We start from the raw sequence: 19137 nt of genomic DNA, 5'->3' as shown, positions 1-19137 counted from the left end.
ATGTTGCAACTGATCCTTGGCGGTGCCCGTTCCGGCAAAAGCCGCCTGGCCGAAGAACTGGCCACCCGCTCAGGGCTGGCGGTGACCTACATCGCCACCAGTCAGCCGGTGGACGGCGAACTCAACCAGCGCGTGGCCCTGCATCGCCAGCGTCGCCCGGACAGTTGGGGACTGGTCGAAGAACCGTTGGCGTTGGCCGCTGCGTTGCGTGAACAGGCCGGTGCCGACCAGTGCCTGCTGGTCGACTGCCTGACCCTGTGGCTGACCAACCTGCTGATGCTCGACAACGCCGAGCGCCTTGTCGAGGAGCGCCAGGCGCTGCTTGATGCCGTCACCGGGCTGCCCGGCGAGATCATTTTCGTCAGCAACGAAACCGGGCTGGGCGTGGTGCCCCTCGGTGAGCTGACCCGTCGCTATGTCGACGAAGCCGGCCTGTTGCACCAGGCCCTGGCCGAGCGCTGCCAGCGCGTGGTGCTGACCGTGGCCGGCCTGCCCCTGACCTTGAAAGGAACTGCTCCATGACACAGACCTGGTGGCTTGCACCGGCTCAGGCAATCAATGTGCCCGCCCGGGAAGCGGCGTTGGCACGCCAACAGCAATTGACCAAGCCGGCGGGTTCGCTGGCGCAACTGGAACGCCTGGCGGTGCAGATCGCCGGCCTGCAAGGGCGCGAGAAACCCAGTGTCGAACAGGTGTGGATCTCGATCTTCGCCGGCGACCATGGCGTGGTCAGCGAAGGCGTCTCGGCCTACCCGCAGGCGGTCACCGGGCAGATGCTCGGCAACTTCGTCAATGGCGGCGCGGCGATCAGCGTGCTGGCCCGGCAACTGGCGGCACAACTGGACGTGATCGACCTGGGCACCGTCTCGCCCGTGAACCTGCCCGGCGTGCGCCACTTGCACCTGGGCGCCGGCACCGCCAACTTCGTGCAGGGCCCGGCCATGACCGTCGAGCAAGGTCATGCGGCGTTGCTGGCCGGACGTGACAGTGTGCTGCGTGCCAAGGCGGCGGGTGGCGAATTGTGGGTGGGCGGGGAAATGGGCATTGGCAACACGGCGGCCGCCAGCGCCGTGGCCTGCTCGGTGCTCGAGTGCGCCGCGCCCTTGCTGGTCGGCCCTGGTACGGGCCTTAACGCTGAAGGCGTGCAGCACAAGATTGCGGTAATCGAGCGCGGCCTGGCTGTACACGCCGAGCACGCCGGCGACCCGTTGTGCAGCCTGTTCTGCCTGGGCGGCTTCGAGATTGCCGCGCTGGTCGGCGCTTACCTGGCCTGTGCGCAGGAGGGCATCGTGGCCCTGGTCGATGGTTTTATCTGCACCGTAGCGGCGCTGGTGGCGGTGCGGTTGAACCCGTCCTGCCGGGCCTGGCTGCTGTTCGGTCATCGGGGGGCCGAGACCGGTCATCGTCATGTGCTCGAAGTGCTGCAGGCCGAGCCTTTGCTCGACCTGGGCCTGCGCCTGGGCGAGGGCAGCGGGGCGGCGCTGGCGGTGCCGCTGGTACGGCTGGCCTGCGAGTTGCACAACGGCATGGCGACCTTTGCCGAGGCCGCCGTGGCGGATCGCCCGGCATGAGCCTCGAGGGGCGCCTGTGCCTGGACCTGCTGCGGCACGGTGAAACCGAACTGGGCGGCGGCTTGCGCGGCAGCCTGGACGACGCCCTGACTGAACAGGGCTGGTCGCAGATGCACGAAGCCGTCGTTGAAGGTGGTCCCTGGACGCGTATTGTCAGTTCGCCCTTGCAGCGCTGCGCGCGTTTTGCCCAGGCCCTGGCCGAGCGCCTGGGCGTGCCCATGACGCTGGCGCCGGCCTTGCAAGAGCTGCATTTCGGCGATTGGGAAGGGCGCAGCGCGGCGCAGATCATGGACACCGATGCGGCGGGGCTCGGAGCGTTCTGGGATAACCCTTATACCTTTACCCCGCCCAACGGCGAGCCGGTGCTGGCCTTTGCCGAGCGTGTGCTTGGGGGCGTGCAGCATTTGCAGCGCCAGTATGCCGGCGAGCGCGTGTTGCTGGTCAGCCACGGCGGCGTGATGCGCCTGTTGCTGGCTCAGGCCCGCGGCCTGCCACGTGAGCACTTGCTGCAAGTCGAGGTCGGCCACGGCGCCTTGCTGGCCATCGACATTGATGCCGATGGCCGACTGACGGAGCGCTGACATGTTGCCGTTCTGGATCGCCCTGCAATTTCTCGGCAGCTTGCCGGTGCGCCTGCCGGGCATGCCTGAGCCGAGGCAGATGGGCCGCTCGCTGTTGTGCTATCCGCTGGTGGGCGCGTTGTTCGGCCTGATGCTGATCGGCTTGAGCCTGCTATTGAGTGGTGCGCCGCCGATGCTGCACGCCGCCTTGCTGCTCAGTGCCTGGGTGTTGCTCAGCGGTGGCTTGCACCTGGACGGCCTGGCCGACAGCGCCGATGCCTGGTTGGGTGGTTTTGGTGATCGTGAGCGCACCCTGACCATCATGAAGGACCCGCGCAGCGGGCCGATCGCCGTGGTCACGCTGGTGCTGGTGCTGTTGCTCAAGTTCACCGCGATTCTGGCCTTGCTTGATCAACAGCAACCGATTGGCCTGCTGCTGGCGCCGTTGATCGGCCGCAGTGCCTTGCTGGGATTGTTTCTGACCACGCCTTACGTACGTGCCGGCGGGCTTGGCCAGGCGCTGGCCGATCATTTGCCGCGTCGTGCCGGCTGGCGAGTGCTGGGGCTGGTTTCGCTCTTTTGTCTGTTTATGGCCGGGTTTAACGGGCTGTGGGCAGTGCTGGTGGCTGTACTGGGGTTTTATGCCCTGCGCCGGGTCATGCTGCGCCGTCTGGGCGGTACTACCGGTGATACGGCCGGTGCAATGCTCGAACTGCTTGAAGTCATGGTGCTGGTGGCGATCGTGATCTGAGTCTGCCTGCCTTGGTCGGGAAATATCTTGCAACATCGGCAGGGCCGTTATATACGCCTTGCTGCAATGATTTCTGACAATAACAGCAGGTCATCGACCGCATCACCTGCGAAGGACCGGAGGGGTAGCAATGACATCAGCCTGGCGAACCAGTGGCTGGATCATGGTGGGCAGTGCGTTGATCCTGGCGCTGTCGCTGGGCACGCGGCATGGCTTTGGCCTGTTTCTGTCGCCGATGAGCAATGATTTCGGCTGGGGCCGCGAGGTGTTTGCCTTCGCCATTGCCTTGCAGAACCTGCTGTGGGGGCTGGCGCAACCGGTTGCCGGCGCCCTGGCCGACCGCTACGGCTCGGCCCGCATCGTGGTGATCGGCGGGGTGTTGTACGCGGCGGGTCTGGCCACGATGAGCCTGGCCGATTCGCCGTTGAGCCTGTCGCTGAGCGCCGGCATCCTGATCGGGATCGGCTTGTCCGGCACCTCGTTTTCGATTCTTCTGAGCCTGGTCGGCCGCTCGCTGCCGCCCGAGAAACGCAGCATGGGCATGGGCATCGCCAGTGCCGCCGGCTCGTTCGGCCAGTTCGCCATGTTGCCGGGTACGCTGGGCCTGATTGGCGGGCTGGGCTGGTCCGGCGCCTTGCTGGTGCTGTCGGTGCTGGTGGCGCTGATCGTGCCCTTGGCGGCAATGCTCAGGCAAAGCCAGCCGGTGGTGGTCACCGGGCCCCAGCAAAGCCTGGGTGAAGCCCTGCGTGAAGCCTGTTCGCATTCGGGCTTCTGGCTGCTGGCTCTGGGCTTTTTCGTCTGCGGCTTCCAGGTCGTATTCATCGGCCTGCATCTGCCGGCCTACCTGGTGGACCAGCACCTGCCTGCGCAGGTCGGCACCACCGTGCTGGCGCTGGTCGGGCTGTTCAATATCTTCGGCACCTACACCGCCGGCTGGCTGGGCGGCAAGATGTCCAAGCCGCGCCTGCTCAGCGCCATCTACCTGTTGCGTGCGGTGGTGATCGTGCTGTTTCTCTGGGTGCCCCTGAGCCAGACCACCGCTTACCTGTTCGGCATCGCCATGGGCTTGCTGTGGTTGTCCACGGTGCCGTTGACCAATGGCACCGTGGCGAGCATCTTCGGTGTGCGCAACCTGTCGATGCTGGCCGGAATTGTCTTCCTGTTCCATCAACTGGGCTCGTTCATGGGCGGCTGGCTGGGCGGGGTGGTGTACGACCGCACCGGCAGCTACGACCTGGTCTGGCAGATCTCGGTGTTGCTCAGTGTGCTGGCCGCTGCCTTGAACTGGCCGGTGCGTGAGCGTCCTGTGACGCGGCTGCAAGCCCAGGCGGTGGCGTGAAGCACATCTGGCTCTGGCTGCCGGCACTCGCTGCGGGGGCTGCGGTGCTGGCCCTGGCGTGGTGGGGCTGGCAACAGGTGGGGTTGGCCGGTTTGCAGTTGGGCATGGGTAATTGCTGAGGGTTGTACAAGCGACTATGCAGGTTTGCCAGTGAGTGTCGTCAGTTGCCGAAAAGAGTACTGTGTCAGGCATCACATCGATGAACAGGGATGCCCGCATGACCATTCGCTGGATTTCGCTGCCGGCCCTGCTGCTGGCATTGAGCAGTACGGCTCAGGCCGCCGATTGCCCGGCTCTATTGCGGGGTGAGTTGCCCATGCTGCGAGCCAAGGAGACGATCAACCTGTGCGAGCGTTATGCGGGCAAACCGCTGGTGGTGGTCAATACCGCCAGCTTTTGTGGCTTTACCTCGCAGTTCAAGGGGCTTGAGGCCCTGAACCAGCAGTACAAGGCCCAAGGCCTGGAAGTGCTGGGCGTGCCGTCCAATGACTTCAAGCAGGAGTCCGGCGATGGCGAAGAAACGGCCAAGGTCTGCTACGTCAATTACGGCGTGACCTTCACGATGACCGAGCCGCAGCCTGTGCGTGGCAGCGATGCCATACCCTTGTTCAAGGGGTTGGCCGAACAGGGCGGGGCGCCGCGCTGGAACTTCTACAAGTATGTAATCGACCGCCAGGGCAAGGTGATTGCCTATTTTGCCAGCACGACCAAGCCGGATGATCCGGAGCTGCTGGCCGCCGTGGAAAAGGCCATTGCCTCGAAGCCTTGAGCAGACAACGTTGAAGGCCGCCATGAAAAAGCCCGCGATCCCTGGTCAGAATCGCGGGCTTTTTCATGGCTTGCCGTACGCTTAGAACTTGTAGGTCAGCGACGTACCCACCGTATGGGCGCTGTTGCGGAAGTCGGCATTGTAGGTGCCCTTGGTGGCGCTGCTGTCACGCAGCTTGGCCTCGTCTTCACGCAGGTACAGGTAGGCGACATCGATGGTGATGTCGTCGGTCGGGCTCCAGCCGGCACCGAAGCTGACAATCTTGCGATCGCCGGTCGGGATGCGTGGCGAACGGTGCGAGTTGCTGACCGGCGACTGGTCCATGGCCAGGCCGGCGCGCAGGGTCCACTCGCGGTTGACCTTGTAGGCGGCGCCGATGGCGTGGTACCAGGTGTCACGCCATTCCTGCGGCTCGGAAATCAGGCCGATGGTCGGGGTCAGCGGCGCCGGGGTCTTGTTGACCACGTCGATGGTCTCCAGGCGGCTCCAGCGTGTCCAGGTGCTGCCGGCGTAGATCGTCCACTGGTCGTCCAGTTGATGGGTGACCGAGAAGTCGACCGACTCCGGCGTGTTCAGGTCGAGCGAGGCGTCGTACTTCTGGCCACTGAAAGGCCCGAATCCAGGGCCTTCGACCTTGGTCTTGCCCTTGAGGGTGTAGTCGACCTTGGAGTGATAGGTCAGGCCCAGACGCGTGGCGTCGGTGGCCTGGACCATCAGGCCGACGTTGAAGCCTACGGCGGTGTCGTCGCCGGTGATGGTGACCTTGCCGTCGTTGCGGCCTGGGGTGGCGGCGGTCAGGGTCCTGGAGCTCAGCTCACCTTCGATGCGGTTGATGGTCGGGCCGAAGCCGATCGAGACCTTGTCGTTGAAGGCGTAGCTGATGGTCGGCTGGATGGTCACGACCTTGACTTCGCTCTTGTCCGACCAGTAGCGGCCGGCAAAGCCGCTTTCATAGTCGGTCAGCAGGCCGTAGGGGGCGTAGACGCCCAGGCCGAAGGTCCATTGCTCATTGAGCGGTTTGATGTAGTAACCCATGGGTACTGCAACCACCGGCACCATGTCGCCGTCGTTGCTGCCACCGAAGGTGCCCCGCCCATCGTTGATGTCGGTCTTGGCGAAGATGGCCGCCGCGCCGAAGCTGACCTGCTCGCGCTTGATGCGCGACATGCCGGCCGGGTTGCCGTATACGGTGCTGGCGTCTTCGCCGGCCGAGGAGCGCCCGGCGAAGCTGGTGCCCATGCCGCTGATGCTTTGTTCGTTGAGGGCGAAGCCGGAAGCGAGTAGATGGGAAGAAGCGAGACAGGCCGCAAATCCAAGTGTGGTCTTGAGCATTGGTTTTTTCATTATTAGTACTCCATGAGAATCACGGCGTCGAAAGTATCAACATTTTTTACAGTGCGCCATAGGCTGAAGAGTGCGAAATAGAGCCTTTTCTTGTAGGACAATCCGACATTTGTGTCGCGAACGTCTGCGAACGTGTCAAACGGGAAGAAACTTCACGCTGTGGCAAAGAGAGGTGCAACACTGATTTGCCATGCTGTTACGAAATCTCTCAGGCAGCCTTGGGGCTGAAATATCTGGCGCCATATTCGGGCCATGGCCAAAGGGTCGTCTTCTGCTGGCACGACAATAGCCTTGGCCTGGATCATCAGCCAGGCGATGGCCGTGGCGTAACGCAGATTGACGGTCAGTTCCAGATGAGGGCCGGTGAGAAAGGCATGCTGGCTGGCCAGGCCACGTACGCGGCTGGCGAGATCGGGGTCCCGCGCCAGGTAGGTGTCCCACAACTGCTGATGGCGTTGTTCGCGGATATGGTAAAGACCATGTCCGCGGCGGCTGTCCAGGGCGGCGCCCAGGGATGACTGGCTGGCGGCAATGCCCAGCAGCAGTGCTTCGGCACTGCAGGAGTGGTGGCCCAGGTAGGCCAGGGTTGGACGAATGACGTGACGGTGCAAATGTACGGCTGCAATACCCATAAGACAGTCCGCTCACTTTGGGAAGTGGCCGACGGGTCTGGGCGCGTGGCAGCGATTGATCAAGGCAGACCCGTCAGGAGCGGCAGGCCGCTCAAGTTCAAGTCTAGTGTCAAATTTGCGAGGTAAAGGCCTGTTTATAAATCATTTGCCGTTATTCAATCGCATGCCTAGATCGGTTGGCGATTAGCCTGCCGATCCAGGGCATTGTATTCGACTCAGGCTGCGAGGGCCTGGCGGGTGCGGTCGATGATGGCTTGCAACGGTGCGGCGCTGGCGTATTGCTCTGGATACAGGCGCTCGCTGTGGCGGGCGATGCCGTGTTCGTTGACCAGCGTGAAGCTGAAGCTGCCCTTGCGTGAGGCAAGGATCAGGCAGTTCATCGGAGCAAAGGCGTGAGTCAGGGCGCTGATGGCTTTCTGGGTGTGGATGTTTTGAATAGTCATGAGTTGAAAAATGTTTCCTGAACGGCATCCTTGGATGCCGCATATCCATAAGGATTCCAGTAAAACGCGGGCCTACAGATGATGTGTGGGCTGTGGCCGGGCGCAGAACCTGACTGGAATAAAAGCAGTCGGTTGAAGCGCGTCATATTATGAGAGGTGCGCTTGGGCTGACTGGTAGGTACTTGAGAGGACAGGCAACACGACAGGAGCTAAGGTTCCGTGCTCCGGGTGCAGATCCTGATCAATTGCAGGCGGGTTTGTGAGACATGGGCCTTGATCGTACAGCGCATCTTCGGCTGCTGCAGCAAGGGGCATGTCCGGGGAACCGGCGATGAAGTCGCTCTGTTTATCCATAATGCCTGCATGAGGTCATTGAGGAGAGCGTACGTGATCGACCTGGGAGAATTGATATTCAGCTTGGTACTAACGGCGAGCAGCCTAGCGCATTCCAAAGGCGAATAAAAGCCCCTGTCTGTATTTATTTTCCGAGACCCTAGCGCACGTCAGGATAGCGAACGGGTCGTGTAAGCATTTCTTGACAAGCAGAGTGACGTTAAAGGTGGGTTGTACACATTGGCAACGCAAGCTGCCACATCACTGTCACAGGATCGCCTAAGCGCTTGATTTATTGCGTTGAATTAATAAGTCAATGAAAAACATCGCTTTTTTAAACTGGTGAAAAAATCGACAGTTTGAGCCAAAGCCCCATGCTGCGCGCCTTTGCGGGGGGCGAGGCGGGGTTGTCCACTGAGTTATCCACAGCTTCTGTGGATTGTCCCAAGGCATGTCCGGGTGTATCAGGGGGTTTACGCGACACAAAAAGCGCGTAAAGTGTTCGGCCCTTCTGAATTTCCCCTTGGTCTTTCGACCCTGGCGGCGCTGTTTCTTCCTTTGCCAGCCGTTGTGCGCATAATGCTGCCTGCCTACCATTGATGGAGTCGATATGGCGTTTGACCTTACCAGTCTGTTGCTGGGGCTTGGCCTTGCCGGGTTGCCTCTGCTGGCACTGGCCTGGCAGTTGCAACGACGGCTGGCTGCACGCGAGGCGGCCAGTGCGTTGCTTGACGAGCGCCTGAGCATGGCGCAGCTGGCGCAGGACGGGCTGAACGCCCAACTGGATGCCAGTCGTGACGAAATCAGCGACCTGAGCGAAGCCAATGCGGCGCGCAAGGCTGACCTTGCAGCGGTACGACGCGAAGTCGAACTGTTGCGTGAAGAGTGTGATGAGCGCCGCGATGCGGTCCAGGCCTGGAATCAGGAGCGGGCGATCAAGGAAGCCGAGCTGCGGCAACTGGATGCCAGTCGTTCTGCGTTGCAGGCCGAGTTGCGCGAGCAGCAGGACAGCCATCAACAGCGCCTCAACGACTTGCAAGGCTCGCGCGATGAGCTTCGGGCACAGTTCGCCGAACTGGCCGGCAAGATTTTCGATGAGCGTGAGCAACGCTTTGCCGAAACCAGCCAGCAGCAGCTCGGGCAGTTGCTCAATCCGCTCAAGGAACGTATCCAGTCGTTCGAAAAACGCGTTGAAGAAAGCTACCAGAGCGAGGCGCGCGAGCGTTTTTCGCTGGGCAAGGAGCTCGAGCGCCTGCAGCAGTTGAACCTGCGCCTGAGCAATGAGGCCACCAACCTGACCCAGGCCCTCAAGGGGCAGAAAACCCAGGGTAATTGGGGCGAGCTGATTCTGGAGCGGGTGCTGGAGCACGCCGGACTGGAAAAGGGGCGTGAATATCAGACCCAGGTCAGCCTCAAGAGCGCCGATGGCGAGCGTTTTCAGCCCGATGTGCTGATCATGCTGCCGGGCGACAAGCAAGTGGTGGTCGATGCCAAGGTCAGCCTGACCGCCTGGCAGCAATATGTCAGTGCTGCCGACGAGGTAATCGGCCAGGCGGCCCTCAAGCAGCATGTGCTGTCGTTGCGCAATCATGTCAAGGGCTTGTCCGGCAAGGACTACAAGCGTCTTGAGGGGTTGCACAGCCTGGACTTTGTCTTGCTGTTCGTGCCGATCGAGGCAGCCTTTGCCGCCGCATTGCAGGTGGAGCCGAATCTGTTTCAGGAAGCGTTCGACCGGCATATCGTGATTGTCAGTCCCACCACCCTGCTGGCGACCCTGCGCGTGATCGACAGCCTGTGGAAGCAGGAGCGCCAGAGCCAGAATGCCCGGGAAATTGCCGAGCGTGCCGGTTGGCTGTATGACAAGTTCGTGCTGTTTATCCAGGACCTGGACGAGGTCGGCAACAGGCTGCAGCAACTGGACAAGGCTTACGGTGCGGCGCGCAACAAGCTGATCGAGGGACGTGGCAATCTGGTCAGTCGCAGCGAGCAATTGCGCTTGCTGGGTGCACGGGCCAGCAAGAGCCTGCCGGCGGACCTGCTGGAGCGGGCCATGACCGATGAGGACGGGTTGAGGCATTTGCCCGACGCTCAGCAAGCGCCATGAGTCCGTTCATCGCCCGGTGATGAAGTCGGGCCGGTTTAGTGTCACATTGCCCCTATGAAATATGATGTTTCCGGTTTGTATTCGGCTAAATACCAAAATGGCTCTAGAATCATTTCAGGCAGCCGATAGTCTAATCAGTCACAGGTGGCCGGTTTTTCCCTGAAGGGGGCATGTATGAACAGTAAAGTGCAGGAATGGCTTCATGATCTGGGTGTTGCCCTTGGTCTGATCGAAAGGCCGAAATTGCAACCCATACCGGTGCGTAACAACGACGAGCGTCGCCGCCCACGTCGATGATCACCGGTGGGTCGGTCGCCTGTGCAGGTCGCGAAGGCTAATGCCTGTCACGACCTGCGCTTTGCGGTTGGCGAACCTTTCTCGTCTGACCGCGAAGGCGTGCCTGTTTCCTGTTGCATCAACAGGATCAGGTCCACCAGCATGGGCAGTGATACATGCTCTGGACGCAGGCTTGCCCTTTCTCTGATAAAACCCGGAAATCGACAGTCGAACAGGCTTTCGAGCCTGCCGAACAGATCGTCGACATCCTCTTTGTCCAGAACCAGTTCTGCGAATGTCGCCTCCTCGTGGATAGGCGACTTGTCCACGAGAATGATGCCCAGCGCATCGAGTACCCGCTGCTTGATCCCCTCGCGATCCATTGGACCCCCAGGTGTGGTGTGCCTTGTCGAAGCTTTTGACGTTGGCTTCCATGCTTGCAGGTTAGCCCAGCCGGGCTGTGCTTGAATCGTACGCCGACGGGCGCGCTGGCGCATCGGTATTCGGCGCTGTCATCCCTTGCGATAGACTGCGCGGCCTTGTCTGTGCATCTGTCCTGGAGGTCCATCGATGTCCCGCGTGTGTTGCGAGCGCTGCCGGCGTCCGGCCAGTCATTGTTTGTGCCCCTTGATTCCGCAACTGGACAGTCGCACCCGAGTGCTGGTGCTACAACACCCCAGCGAGGTCGACCATGCCCTGAATACGGCGCGCCTGGCTGCTCTGGGCTTGCGCAACGCTCAGCTGGAGGTGGGCGAGGTCTTCGACAACCTGCCGGGCCTGCTCAATCAGCCCGGTTATCAGGCGCGCTTGTTGTTTCCGGGCGAGGAGGCCGAAGTGGTAACCCTCGGCACCGGGACGGCACTGCCTACCTTGCTGGTGGTGCCCGACGGCACCTGGCGCAAGGCGCGCAAGCTGCTGCATCTCAACCCGATGCTGGCCGCCTTGCCCAGGATCACGCTGGGACAGGGTGCGGCGTCACGCTACCGACTGCGCAAGGCCCCGGGGCCTGAGGCGTTGTCGACGCTGGAGTCGATCGTACAGGCGCTGAACGTGCTGGACGCCCCGTGTGATTTCAATCCCCTGCTGCGGCCTTTCGAAGCGTTGATCGAGGGGCAGATTGCGGCCATGGGCGAAGAAACCTTTCGTCGTAATCACACCTGAAGCCTGCCCGCCGTCATCTGGTGCGGAAAAAACACTTGGTCGTCGTATCTGTGCACAGCTGTAACTGTGCCATTGCACCGCGTGCACCTAAAATGACCAGCCTGTTCATTGTTCTGGGTGCCCCGATGCATATTTCTTCCGGCCGCTGGCTGTTTGGCTTGAGCCTGGCACTGTTGACTGCGCTGTTATGGGGCATTCTGCCGGTCAAGCTCAAGCAGGTGCTGCTGGTCATGGACCCGGTGACGGTGACCTGGTATCGGCTGCTGGTGTCCGGCGCGCTGCTGTTCATCTGGCTCAAGGCCGTCAAGCGATTGCCCAGTTTCAAGCCCTTGGGGCGCAAGGGCAAGGGCCTGGTGGTCATGGCGGTGCTGGGACTGGTCGGCAACTATGTGCTGTACCTGATCGGCCTGCGGGTGCTGAGCCCGGGAACCACGCAACTGTTGATCCAGACCGGGCCGATCATGTTTCTGCTCGGCAGCATTCTGGTCTTCAAGGAGCGCTTCACGCTGGGGCAGGGCATTGGTCTGACCGTGATGGTCGTAGGCTTCGTGCTGTTTTTCAATGAGCGGTTGGTAGAGCTGTTCACCTCGTTTGGCGAATACACCGCAGGCGTGCTGATCGTGCTGCTGGCCTCGCTGGTCTGGACCTTCTACGGCCTGAGCCAGAAGCAGTTGCTGACGGTGTGGGATTCGCGCCAGGTCATGATGGTGATCTACCTGTTCTGTGCGCTGCTGATCACCCCGTGGGCGCACCCGCTGGAGGCTCTGCAATTGAGTCCGGTGCAGGGCTTTTTGCTGCTGGCTTGCTGCCTCAATACGCTGGTGGCCTACGGTGCCTTTGCCGAGGCCCTGGCGCATTGGGAGGCCTCGAAGGTCAGCGCCACCCTGGCCCTGACGCCACTGGTGACGCTGGTTACCGTCGCGGTCGCCGCCTGGCTGTGGCCCGCCGACGTCCAGGCCGAGCAGCTCAACCTGTTGGGATATGGCGGGGCGGTGCTGGTGGTGGCAGGTTCGGCATTGACGGCCCTGGGGCCGTCGCTGGTGGCCGTCTGGAAAGCCCGGCAGGTGAGGGTCTAGAGGAGGGCTGGCGGCCCTAGCGGCGTCCCAATTGCTCAGCCTGACGAACCCATGCCTGCCGCTGGGCTTCATTGGCTGTATGAATGGGCGCGAACTCGGTCAGTCGGGTGGTCTTGATCCCGCAGAAACCCAGGATCGTACGCACCATCTGCCGATGTGCCGGCGCCCCGTAGACCCAGCGGAAATAGCGCGGCGGGGTGTCCAGCGTCACCAGCAGTTCGGCACTGCGACCGCGTAGCAGTTCGTTGGATGGATCCTTGCGACCATGCGTCTTGAACGCGAAACCGGGCGTGAAGGCCCGGTCGAAGAAGCCGCTGAGCAGCGTCGGGATGCCGCCCCACCAGACGGGATAGACAAACACGATGTGCTCGGCCCAATGAATCTGGCGCTGGGCATCCAGCAGGTCGGCTTCCAGTATCTGGCTTTGCTCATAGCCGTTATGCAGTACCGGATCGAACGCCAGGGAGCCGAGCCTGATGGCACGCACCACATGCCCCTGGCTGCGTGCGCCCTGGGCATAGGCATCACCCAGGGCATGACAGAGGCTGCTGGCCTTTGGCGTGCCATGAATCACCAGGATGCGTTTGCCATTACCTTCCAGTGGCGTAGCGCCACTGCGTGCATCAGCCATGACTGCCAGCCTCAAGCATCTTTTCCGGGCGTACCCAGGCGTCGAACTCCTCTTCGGTCAGATAACCCAGGTCCAGCGCTGCCTGGCGCAAGGTCAGGCCTTCGGTATAAGCCTTCTTGGCAATCTGCGCCGATTTGTCATAACCGATGTGCGGGTTGAGGGCGGTGACCAGCATCAGGCCGCGCTCCAGGTGCTCGGCCATCTTCTGCGCATCAGGCTCAAGGCCGACAATGCAGTGTTCGTTGAAGTTGCGGCAGCCGTCGGCCAGCAACTCGATGGACTCCAGCAGGTTATGGATGATCACCGGCTTGTAGACATTGAGCTGCAGATGCCCCTGGCTGGCGGCAAAGCCAATGGTGACATCGTTGCCCATGACCTGGCAGGCGAGCATCGACAAGGCTTCGCACTGGGTCGGGTTGACCTTGCCGGGCATGATCGAGCTGCCTGGCTCGTTGGCCGGCAGGCGCACCTCGGCCAGCCCGCCGCGTGGCCCGGAGCCCAGCAGGCGCAGGTCGTTGGCGATTTTCATCAGGCTGGTGGCCAGGGTCTTGAGCGCACCCGACAGGGCGGCCAGCGGCTCGTGACCTGCCAGGGCGGCAAACTTGTTGGGCGCGGTGACGAATGGCAGGCCTGACAAGGCCGCCAGTTCTGCAGCCACGGCCTCGGCAAAGCCCTTGGGTGCATTGAGTCCGGTGCCCACGGCGGTGCCGCCCTGTGCCAGTTCGAAGACCGCCGGCAAGGTGGCGCGGATGGCTTTTTGCGAATAATCGAGCTGGGCGACAAAACCGGACAATTCCTGGCCAAAGGTGATCGGCGTGGCGTCCATCATGTGGGTGCGGCCGGTCTTGACCAGGTGGCTGTGCCGCGTGGCCTGTTCGGCCAAGCCGTTGGAGAGTTCGGCGATGGCGGGCAGCAGCTGTTCTTTGACGGCTTGGGCCGCCGCGATGTGCATGGCGGTGGGGAAGCAGTCATTGGAGCTTTGCGAGCGGTTGACGTGATCGTTGGGGTGCACCGGTGTCTTGCCGCCGCGGCCGTTGCCGGCCAGTTCGTTGGCGCGCCCGGCGATGACTTCGTTGACGTTCATGTTGCTCTGGGTGCCGCTGCCGGTCTGCCACACCACCAGCGGGAACTGCTCGTCATGTTCGCCGGCCAGGATCTCGTCAGCCGCCTGCTCGATCAGACGGGCTATGTCGGCCGGCAGGTCGCCGTTGCGGTCGTTGACCCGGGCGGCGGCCTTCTTGATCAGGGTCAGGGCATGCACGACCTGCAGCGGCATGCGCTGGCGACCAATGGCAAAGTTGATCAGCGAGCGCTGGGTCTGCGCACCCCAATAGGCGTCTTCAGGGACTTCGATCGGACCAAGGCTGTCGGTTTCAGTACGGCTCACAGGGCGGCTCCTTCAATGTGCATTACGGCCATCTTCCTCTCTTGGCCGGGTGCCAGGAGAGCCACCAGTTTAGGCGCTATTGACGGCTTTCAGTTCCCGGTGATTGAACTTTTGCGCAAAAGCACAGGGCTTGAGCCGCGTGCAGACATGGGCGCAGAATGACCGGCCTTGAGGTCATGCCTCGTCTGCTGAAAAAGGAAAATCGATGACCCGTTTTCGTGCCACATTCGCCGTGCTGGTCCTGGCCTGTGCCAGCGGTCAGGTGTTTGCCGATACCGCCAGCCATAATGCCAGCGCCGAAACGCTTCTCAACCTGACCAATGCCGACAAACTGGCTACGCCGATGTACGCCCAGGCCCAGCAACTGTTTGCCCAGCGTTTTGCCGAAGCCAAGGCTCCGGCCTCGAAGAAGGCGCTGCTGGAAACCTACCAGGCCAAGGCCAATACCGCCCTCGACCAGGCGATCGGCTGGAACAAGCTCAAGCCGGACATGGTGCGCATCTACACCAACAACTTCACCGAGGCCGAACTCAAGGAACTGGTCAGCTTCTACCAGTCGCCACTGGGCAAGAAAGTGCTGAGCAAGATGCCCGAACTGGCCCAGCAGTCAGTGATGCTGGTACAGACCAAGTCGCAAAGCGCTGTGCCGGTGGTCAACAAGCTGCTGACCGACATGAGCGCCGAGCTTGAACCTGGCAAGGCCCAGACGCCGGCCACCAAGACACCCTGAGACATTTCCATGAACATGCAACAGCGTATCGAGGCCACTCTGGCCGTCCTGCAACCCCGGCACCTGCAGGTGCTGGATGAGAGCCACATGCACAGCCGCGGCCTGGAAACGCACTACAAGGCGGTGCTGGTCAGCGAGCAGTTCCAGGGGCTCAATGCGGTCAAGCGCCACCAGAAGGTCTACGGTGCGCTGGGCGAGCTGATGGGGCAATTCCATGCCCTGGCGCTGCACACCTACACGCCCGAGGAATGGGCGAAAACCGGCGCCGCGCCGTCGTCGCCGACCTGCGGTGGCGGTCACGCCTGACCCACAGGGCGGCCTTTGCTGGCTGCCCTGGCACAGGCCACAGGCATTCGATTGATCCGGGTCATTGATCCGGATCAATCGAATGCCGCTGTCGGCCGCGTGTCTGTTTTTGCTAGAATCCGCGCCGCGCCGTCCAGGCTGCCTGTTTTCCTTTCGGTTTTCCCCGTTAAGCTCTTTTTCATCCGGTAGGCCCTTTGCGAGGGTCGCCACCTGGAGATATTCATGACTCAACCGTCGATGCCCCAGCCAATCGTCGTGGCTGCCCTGTACAAGTTCGTCACCCTTGAAGATTACGTCGAGCTGCGCGAGCCGCTGCTCAAGGCGATGGTCGACAATGATGTCAAAGGCACGCTGCTGCTGGCCGAGGAAGGCATCAACGGTACGGTGTCCGGTACCCGTGAAGGCATCGATGGCCTGCTGGCCTGGCTGCGCAGCGATGCACGGCTGGTCGATATCGACCACAAGGAGTCGATGTGCGACGAACAGCCGTTCTACCGCACCAAGGTCAAGCTCAAGAAAGAGATCGTGACCCTGGGCGTGCCGGGCGTCGACCCGAACAAGGCAGTCGGCACCTATGTCGAGCCCAAGGACTGGAATGCGCTGATCAGCGACCCCGAAGTGCTGCTGATCGACACCCGCAACGACTATGAAGTCTCGATCGGCACCTTCGAGGGCGCCATCGACCCCAAGACCACGTCGTTTCGCGAATTTCCCGACTACATCAAGGCCCACTTCGACCCTGCCGTGCACAAGAAAGTCGCCATGTTCTGCACCGGCGGCATTCGCTGCGAGAAGGCCTCAAGCTACATGCTGGGCGAGGGTTTCGAGGAGGTCTACCACCTCAAGGGCGGCATTCTCAAATACCTTGAGGAAGTCCCACAGGAGCAGACCAAATGGAATGGCGACTGTTTCGTGTTCGATAATCGCGTGACCGTGCGCCACGACCTGACCGAAGGCGACTACGATCAGTGCCATGCCTGTCGCACCCCGGTCAGCGTCGAAGACCGCGCCAGCGAGCACTACACCCCGGGCATCAGTTGCCCCCATTGCTGGAACACGCTGAGCGAAAAGACCCGGCGCAGCGCCATCGACCGGCAGAAACAGATCGAACTGGCCAAGGCGCGCAATCAGCCGCACCCCATTGGCTTCAACTACCGTCAGCAACCGGAGGCCTGAGCCATGTCCGCTCGCCTGGTGTATGTCATGGACCCGATGTGTTCCTGGTGCTGGGGCTTTGCTCCGGTCGCCGAAGCGTTGGTGCACCAGGCCCGGGAGGGCGGTGTAGCCCTGCATCTGGTCATGGGGGGGTTGCGTGCCAACGATGCGCCGCTGGAGGCTTCGACGCGCCGCTATATCCTCGACCACTGGCAATCGGTGGCGCAAACCACCGGCCAGCCGTTTGCGTTCGAAGGTGCCTTGCCCGAAGGGTTTGTCTACGACACCACGCCTGCCTGTCGCGCGGTGGTTGCAGCCAGGCAGCTTGATCCGGTGGCGGCCTGGCAACTGGTCGGCCTGATCCAGCAGGCGTTCTACGCCCAGGGGCGTGACGTGACCCAGCCGGCAATACTGGTCGAACTGGCCGGGCAGGCCGGTCTGCCACGCCAGGGGTTCGCCGAGGCGTTTGACAGCACCGCCAGCCTGGTCGCGACCCAGGCCGATTTCAGCTGGGCCCAGGGCCTGGGCATTGCCGGCTTTCCGACCCTGCTGGCCGAGCGCAACGGGCAACTGGCCCTGCTGACCAATGGTTATCAACCTCTGGATACCCTGGCCCCCTTGCTGGCGCGCTGGCTGGAGCGTGCCGCCAGTGCCTGACAGCCCCGGTGACACGGCCAGGCCCAGGCCGCTGACGGGTCCCGGTGATCGACTGAGCTGGGCTGAAATCCGCCGCTTGGCCCTGCAGCATAAAAAAGCCTTGTGGACGGCCAACGGGGTGGCCGTCATGGCCACATTGTGCAGTGTGCCGATTCCGTTGCTGTTGCCGCTGCTGGTCGATGAGGTGTTGCTCGGTCACGGTAATACGGCCCTGCGCTACATGGACCGGCTGCTGCCCGAAGGCTTGCAGAAGGCGGTCGGCTACATCGGCCTGATGCTGCTGCTGACCTTGTTGCTGCGCCTGGGCGCCTTGCTCTTCAACGTTTTGCAGGCCCGTCTGTTTGCCCGCTTGTCCAAGGACATCGTCTACCGCATCCGCCTGCGGCTGATCGAGCGCCTCAAGCGCATTGCCTTGCGTGAATATGAAAGCCTGGGCAGTGGCACGGTGACCACGCATCTGGTCACCGACCTGGACACGCTGGACAAGTTCGTCGGCGAAACCCTGAGCCGTTTTCTGGTGGCCATGCTGAGCCTGGCGGGAACTTCGGCCATTCTGGTGTGGATGCACTGGAAGCTGGCGCTGCTGATTTTGTTGTTCAATCCACTGGTGATCATGGCCACGGTGCGCCTGGGCAAGCGGGTCAAGCACCTCAAGAAGCAGGAAAACGACAGCACCGCGCGGTTCACCGAGAGCCTGAGCGAGACCCTGGACGCGATCCAGGAGGTGCGCGCCAGCAACCGGCAGGACTTCTTTCTGGGGCGCCTGGGGTTGCGTGCCCGTGAAGTGCGCGATTATGCCGTCAATTCGCAGTGGAAAAGCGATGCGTCAAGTCGTGCCAGTGCGCTGCTGTTTCAGTTTGGCATCGACATCTTTCGTGCGGCCGCGATGCTTACGGTGCTGTTCTCGGACCTGTCCATCGGCCAGATGCTGGCAGTGTTCAGCTACCTGTGGTTCATGATCAGTCCGGTCGAACAATTGTTGAACCTGCAATACGCCTTTTATGCTGCCGGGGGTGCATTGAGCCGGATCAACGAGCTGTTGGCGCGGGCTGACGAGCCGCATTACCCGGGCGGCGCCGACCCTTTCAAAGACGCTCGGACCGTGGGCATCGAGGTGCGCGGCCTGAGCTTCGGGTATGGCGCCGAGCGGGTGCTTGACCAGTTGAGCCTGTCCATTGCGCCGGGCGAGAAAGTGGCCATTGTCGGTGCCAGCGGGGGCGGCAAGAGCACGCTGGTGCAATTGCTGCTGGGCCTGTACACGCCCGACAGTGGCAGCATCCGCTTCGGCGGCGCGACCGTGCAGGACATCGGTCTTGCGCGGGTACGCGAGCAGGTGGCAGTGGTGCTGCAGCATCCGGCGCTGTTCAACGACAGCGTGCGCGCCAACCTGACCATGGGCCGTCCTTGCAGCGATGAGGCGTGCTGGCAGGCCCTGGGCATTGCGCAATTGCAGGACACCGTGCGCAGCATGCCGCTGGGACTGGATACCATTCTGGGGCGTTCCGGCGTACGGTTGTCCGGTGGTCAGCGTCAACGCCTGGCGATTGCACGCATGGTGCTGGCCGAACCGAAGGTGGTGATTCTCGACGAGGCCACCTCGGCGCTGGACGCGGCCACCGAATACAACCTGCACCAGGCCCTTGGACGATTCCTGCAAGGGCGCACCACCTTGATCATTGCGCACCGTCTGTCGGCGGTGAAGCAGGCTGACCGGGTGCTGGTGTTCGATGACGGGCGCATTGCCGAGGATGGCGATCACCAGCAATTGATGGCCGAGGGTGGTCTGTATGCCCGGCTCTATGGTCATCTGCAGCAAGTCTGAGACCTGTTTCATCTTTATGCAGGGTCAATGACCGAATCGGCCTGCCGGCTCGATGGATCTGACCTAGTCTGAGGGCTGGATCATCAGTCG

Annotated in this window: 22 protein-coding genes; 16 read left to right on the top strand and 6 right to left on the bottom strand. The window is 62.1% G+C overall.

Annotation, left to right across the window (positions count from 1 at the left end; translation table 11 throughout):
- The 7 genes from cobU (at window position 1) to DGA31_RS06720 (ending at window position 4990) form a co-directional block, all read left to right on the top strand.
- Window positions 1-522, top strand: a complete 522-nt coding sequence (gene cobU, locus DGA31_RS06745; protein WP_056838189.1) for a bifunctional adenosylcobinamide kinase/adenosylcobinamide-phosphate guanylyltransferase — start codon at window positions 1-3, stop codon at window positions 520-522.
- On the top strand, window positions 519-1571 hold the full coding sequence (gene cobT / locus DGA31_RS06740; protein ID WP_056838191.1) for a nicotinate-nucleotide--dimethylbenzimidazole phosphoribosyltransferase: 1053 nt from the start codon (window positions 519-521) through the stop codon (window positions 1569-1571). The genes cobU and cobT overlap by 4 nt, the downstream gene beginning before the upstream one ends.
- Window positions 1568-2152, top strand: coding sequence for an alpha-ribazole phosphatase family protein (cobC, locus tag DGA31_RS06735; protein WP_109512011.1), 585 nt, complete (start codon window positions 1568-1570; stop codon window positions 2150-2152). The genes cobT and cobC overlap by 4 nt, the downstream gene beginning before the upstream one ends.
- 1 nt (window position 2153) lies before the next feature.
- Window positions 2154-2882: an adenosylcobinamide-GDP ribazoletransferase gene (locus DGA31_RS06730; RefSeq protein ID WP_109512010.1), complete on the top strand. Its 729-nt coding sequence runs from the start codon at window positions 2154-2156 to the stop codon at window positions 2880-2882.
- Window positions 2883-3012: 130 nt separating this feature from the next.
- Window positions 3013-4221 carry an MFS transporter gene (locus tag DGA31_RS06725; RefSeq protein ID WP_056838198.1) on the top strand — a complete coding sequence of 403 codons (1209 nt, stop codon included), beginning with the start codon at window positions 3013-3015 and terminating at the stop codon, window positions 4219-4221.
- On the top strand, window positions 4218-4340 hold the full coding sequence (locus DGA31_RS30465; protein ID WP_269084915.1) for a hypothetical protein: 123 nt from the start codon (window positions 4218-4220) through the stop codon (window positions 4338-4340). The genes DGA31_RS06725 and DGA31_RS30465 overlap by 4 nt, the downstream gene beginning before the upstream one ends.
- A 98-nt stretch (window positions 4341-4438) precedes the next feature.
- Complete coding sequence (locus DGA31_RS06720; RefSeq protein ID WP_056839053.1) at window positions 4439-4990, top strand: glutathione peroxidase; 552 nt, start codon at window positions 4439-4441, stop codon at window positions 4988-4990.
- 81 nt (window positions 4991-5071) lie between these two features.
- Here DGA31_RS06720 and DGA31_RS06715 read toward each other — a convergent pair whose 3' ends face one another.
- The 3 genes from DGA31_RS06715 to DGA31_RS06705 all read right to left on the bottom strand — a co-directional run bounded on the left by DGA31_RS06715 (window position 5072) and on the right by DGA31_RS06705 (window position 7409).
- On the bottom strand, window positions 5072-6334 hold the full coding sequence (locus DGA31_RS06715) for an OmpP1/FadL family transporter (RefSeq protein ID WP_056838226.1): 1263 nt from the start codon (window positions 6332-6334) through the stop codon (window positions 5072-5074).
- Window positions 6335-6486: 152 nt separating this feature from the next.
- On the bottom strand, window positions 6487-6966 hold the full coding sequence (locus tag DGA31_RS06710; protein WP_056838228.1) for a hypothetical protein: 480 nt from the start codon (window positions 6964-6966) through the stop codon (window positions 6487-6489).
- Between the two features lie 215 nt (window positions 6967-7181).
- A complete protein-coding gene (locus tag DGA31_RS06705) occupies window positions 7182-7409 on the bottom strand; it encodes a hypothetical protein (protein WP_056838230.1) in 228 nt (75 codons plus the stop codon).
- A gap of 1057 nt (window positions 7410-8466) precedes the next feature.
- On the opposite strand from DGA31_RS06705, the gene DGA31_RS06695 reads away from it, so the two are divergent.
- Window positions 8467-9846 carry a DNA recombination protein RmuC gene (locus DGA31_RS06695; RefSeq protein ID WP_161959165.1) on the top strand — a complete coding sequence of 460 codons (1380 nt, stop codon included), beginning with the start codon at window positions 8467-8469 and terminating at the stop codon, window positions 9844-9846.
- Between the two features lie 174 nt (window positions 9847-10020).
- Window positions 10021-10143: a PA1414 family protein gene (locus DGA31_RS30545; protein ID WP_109512008.1), complete on the top strand. Its 123-nt coding sequence runs from the start codon at window positions 10021-10023 to the stop codon at window positions 10141-10143.
- A 47-nt stretch (window positions 10144-10190) separates the two neighbouring features.
- Here DGA31_RS30545 and DGA31_RS06685 read toward each other — a convergent pair whose 3' ends face one another.
- Entirely contained in the window at window positions 10191-10505 is a 315-nt protein-coding gene (locus DGA31_RS06685; protein WP_109512007.1) for a hypothetical protein, read from the bottom strand.
- 187 nt (window positions 10506-10692) lie between these two features.
- Between DGA31_RS06685 and DGA31_RS06680 the strand changes: the two genes are divergently transcribed.
- Both DGA31_RS06680 and DGA31_RS06675 read left to right on the top strand, forming a co-directional pair.
- Entirely contained in the window at window positions 10693-11283 is a 591-nt protein-coding gene (locus DGA31_RS06680) for a tRNA-uridine aminocarboxypropyltransferase (RefSeq protein ID WP_109512006.1), read from the top strand.
- A 125-nt stretch (window positions 11284-11408) separates the two neighbouring features.
- Complete coding sequence (locus DGA31_RS06675; protein WP_056839056.1) at window positions 11409-12359, top strand: DMT family transporter; 951 nt, start codon at window positions 11409-11411, stop codon at window positions 12357-12359.
- A 16-nt stretch (window positions 12360-12375) separates the two neighbouring features.
- Here DGA31_RS06675 and DGA31_RS06670 read toward each other — a convergent pair whose 3' ends face one another.
- Both DGA31_RS06670 and DGA31_RS06665 read right to left on the bottom strand, forming a co-directional pair.
- Window positions 12376-12990 (bottom strand): NAD(P)H-dependent oxidoreductase, encoded by a 615-nt coding sequence (locus tag DGA31_RS06670; protein WP_056838241.1) that lies wholly within the window; start codon window positions 12988-12990, stop codon window positions 12376-12378.
- Window positions 12983-14377, bottom strand: coding sequence for a class II fumarate hydratase (locus tag DGA31_RS06665; protein ID WP_109512005.1), 1395 nt, complete (start codon window positions 14375-14377; stop codon window positions 12983-12985). Before DGA31_RS06665 ends, DGA31_RS06670 begins: the two co-directional genes overlap by 8 nt.
- Before the next feature lie 205 nt (window positions 14378-14582).
- Here DGA31_RS06665 and DGA31_RS06660 point away from each other — a divergent pair, with 205 nt between their 5' ends.
- The 5 genes from DGA31_RS06660 to DGA31_RS06640 all read left to right on the top strand — a co-directional run bounded on the left by DGA31_RS06660 (window position 14583) and on the right by DGA31_RS06640 (window position 19047).
- Window positions 14583-15107, top strand: coding sequence for a DUF2059 domain-containing protein (locus DGA31_RS06660; RefSeq protein WP_109512004.1), 525 nt, complete (start codon window positions 14583-14585; stop codon window positions 15105-15107).
- A gap of 9 nt (window positions 15108-15116) precedes the next feature.
- Window positions 15117-15413, top strand: a complete 297-nt coding sequence (locus tag DGA31_RS06655) for a BolA family protein (protein WP_109512003.1) — start codon at window positions 15117-15119, stop codon at window positions 15411-15413.
- 237 nt (window positions 15414-15650) lie between these two features.
- The gene (gene trhO / locus DGA31_RS06650) at window positions 15651-16589 is read left to right on the top strand and encodes an oxygen-dependent tRNA uridine(34) hydroxylase TrhO (RefSeq protein WP_161959164.1); all 939 of its coding nucleotides are present in this window, start codon (window positions 15651-15653) and stop codon (window positions 16587-16589) included.
- Window positions 16590-16592: 3 nt separating this feature from the next.
- Window positions 16593-17225: a DsbA family protein gene (locus tag DGA31_RS06645; protein ID WP_056838249.1), complete on the top strand. Its 633-nt coding sequence runs from the start codon at window positions 16593-16595 to the stop codon at window positions 17223-17225.
- A 31-nt stretch (window positions 17226-17256) separates the two neighbouring features.
- Complete coding sequence (locus DGA31_RS06640) at window positions 17257-19047, top strand: ABC transporter ATP-binding protein (RefSeq protein WP_161959163.1); 1791 nt, start codon at window positions 17257-17259, stop codon at window positions 19045-19047.
- Window positions 19048-19137: the final 90 nt, after the last annotated feature.

This window comes from Pseudomonas ovata, assembly GCF_003131185.1.
Lineage (GTDB): Bacteria > Pseudomonadota > Gammaproteobacteria > Pseudomonadales > Pseudomonadaceae > Aquipseudomonas > Aquipseudomonas ovata.
The sequence above is the reverse complement of the archived record's forward strand: the minus strand, read 5'-3'. Positions and strand labels throughout refer to the sequence as shown.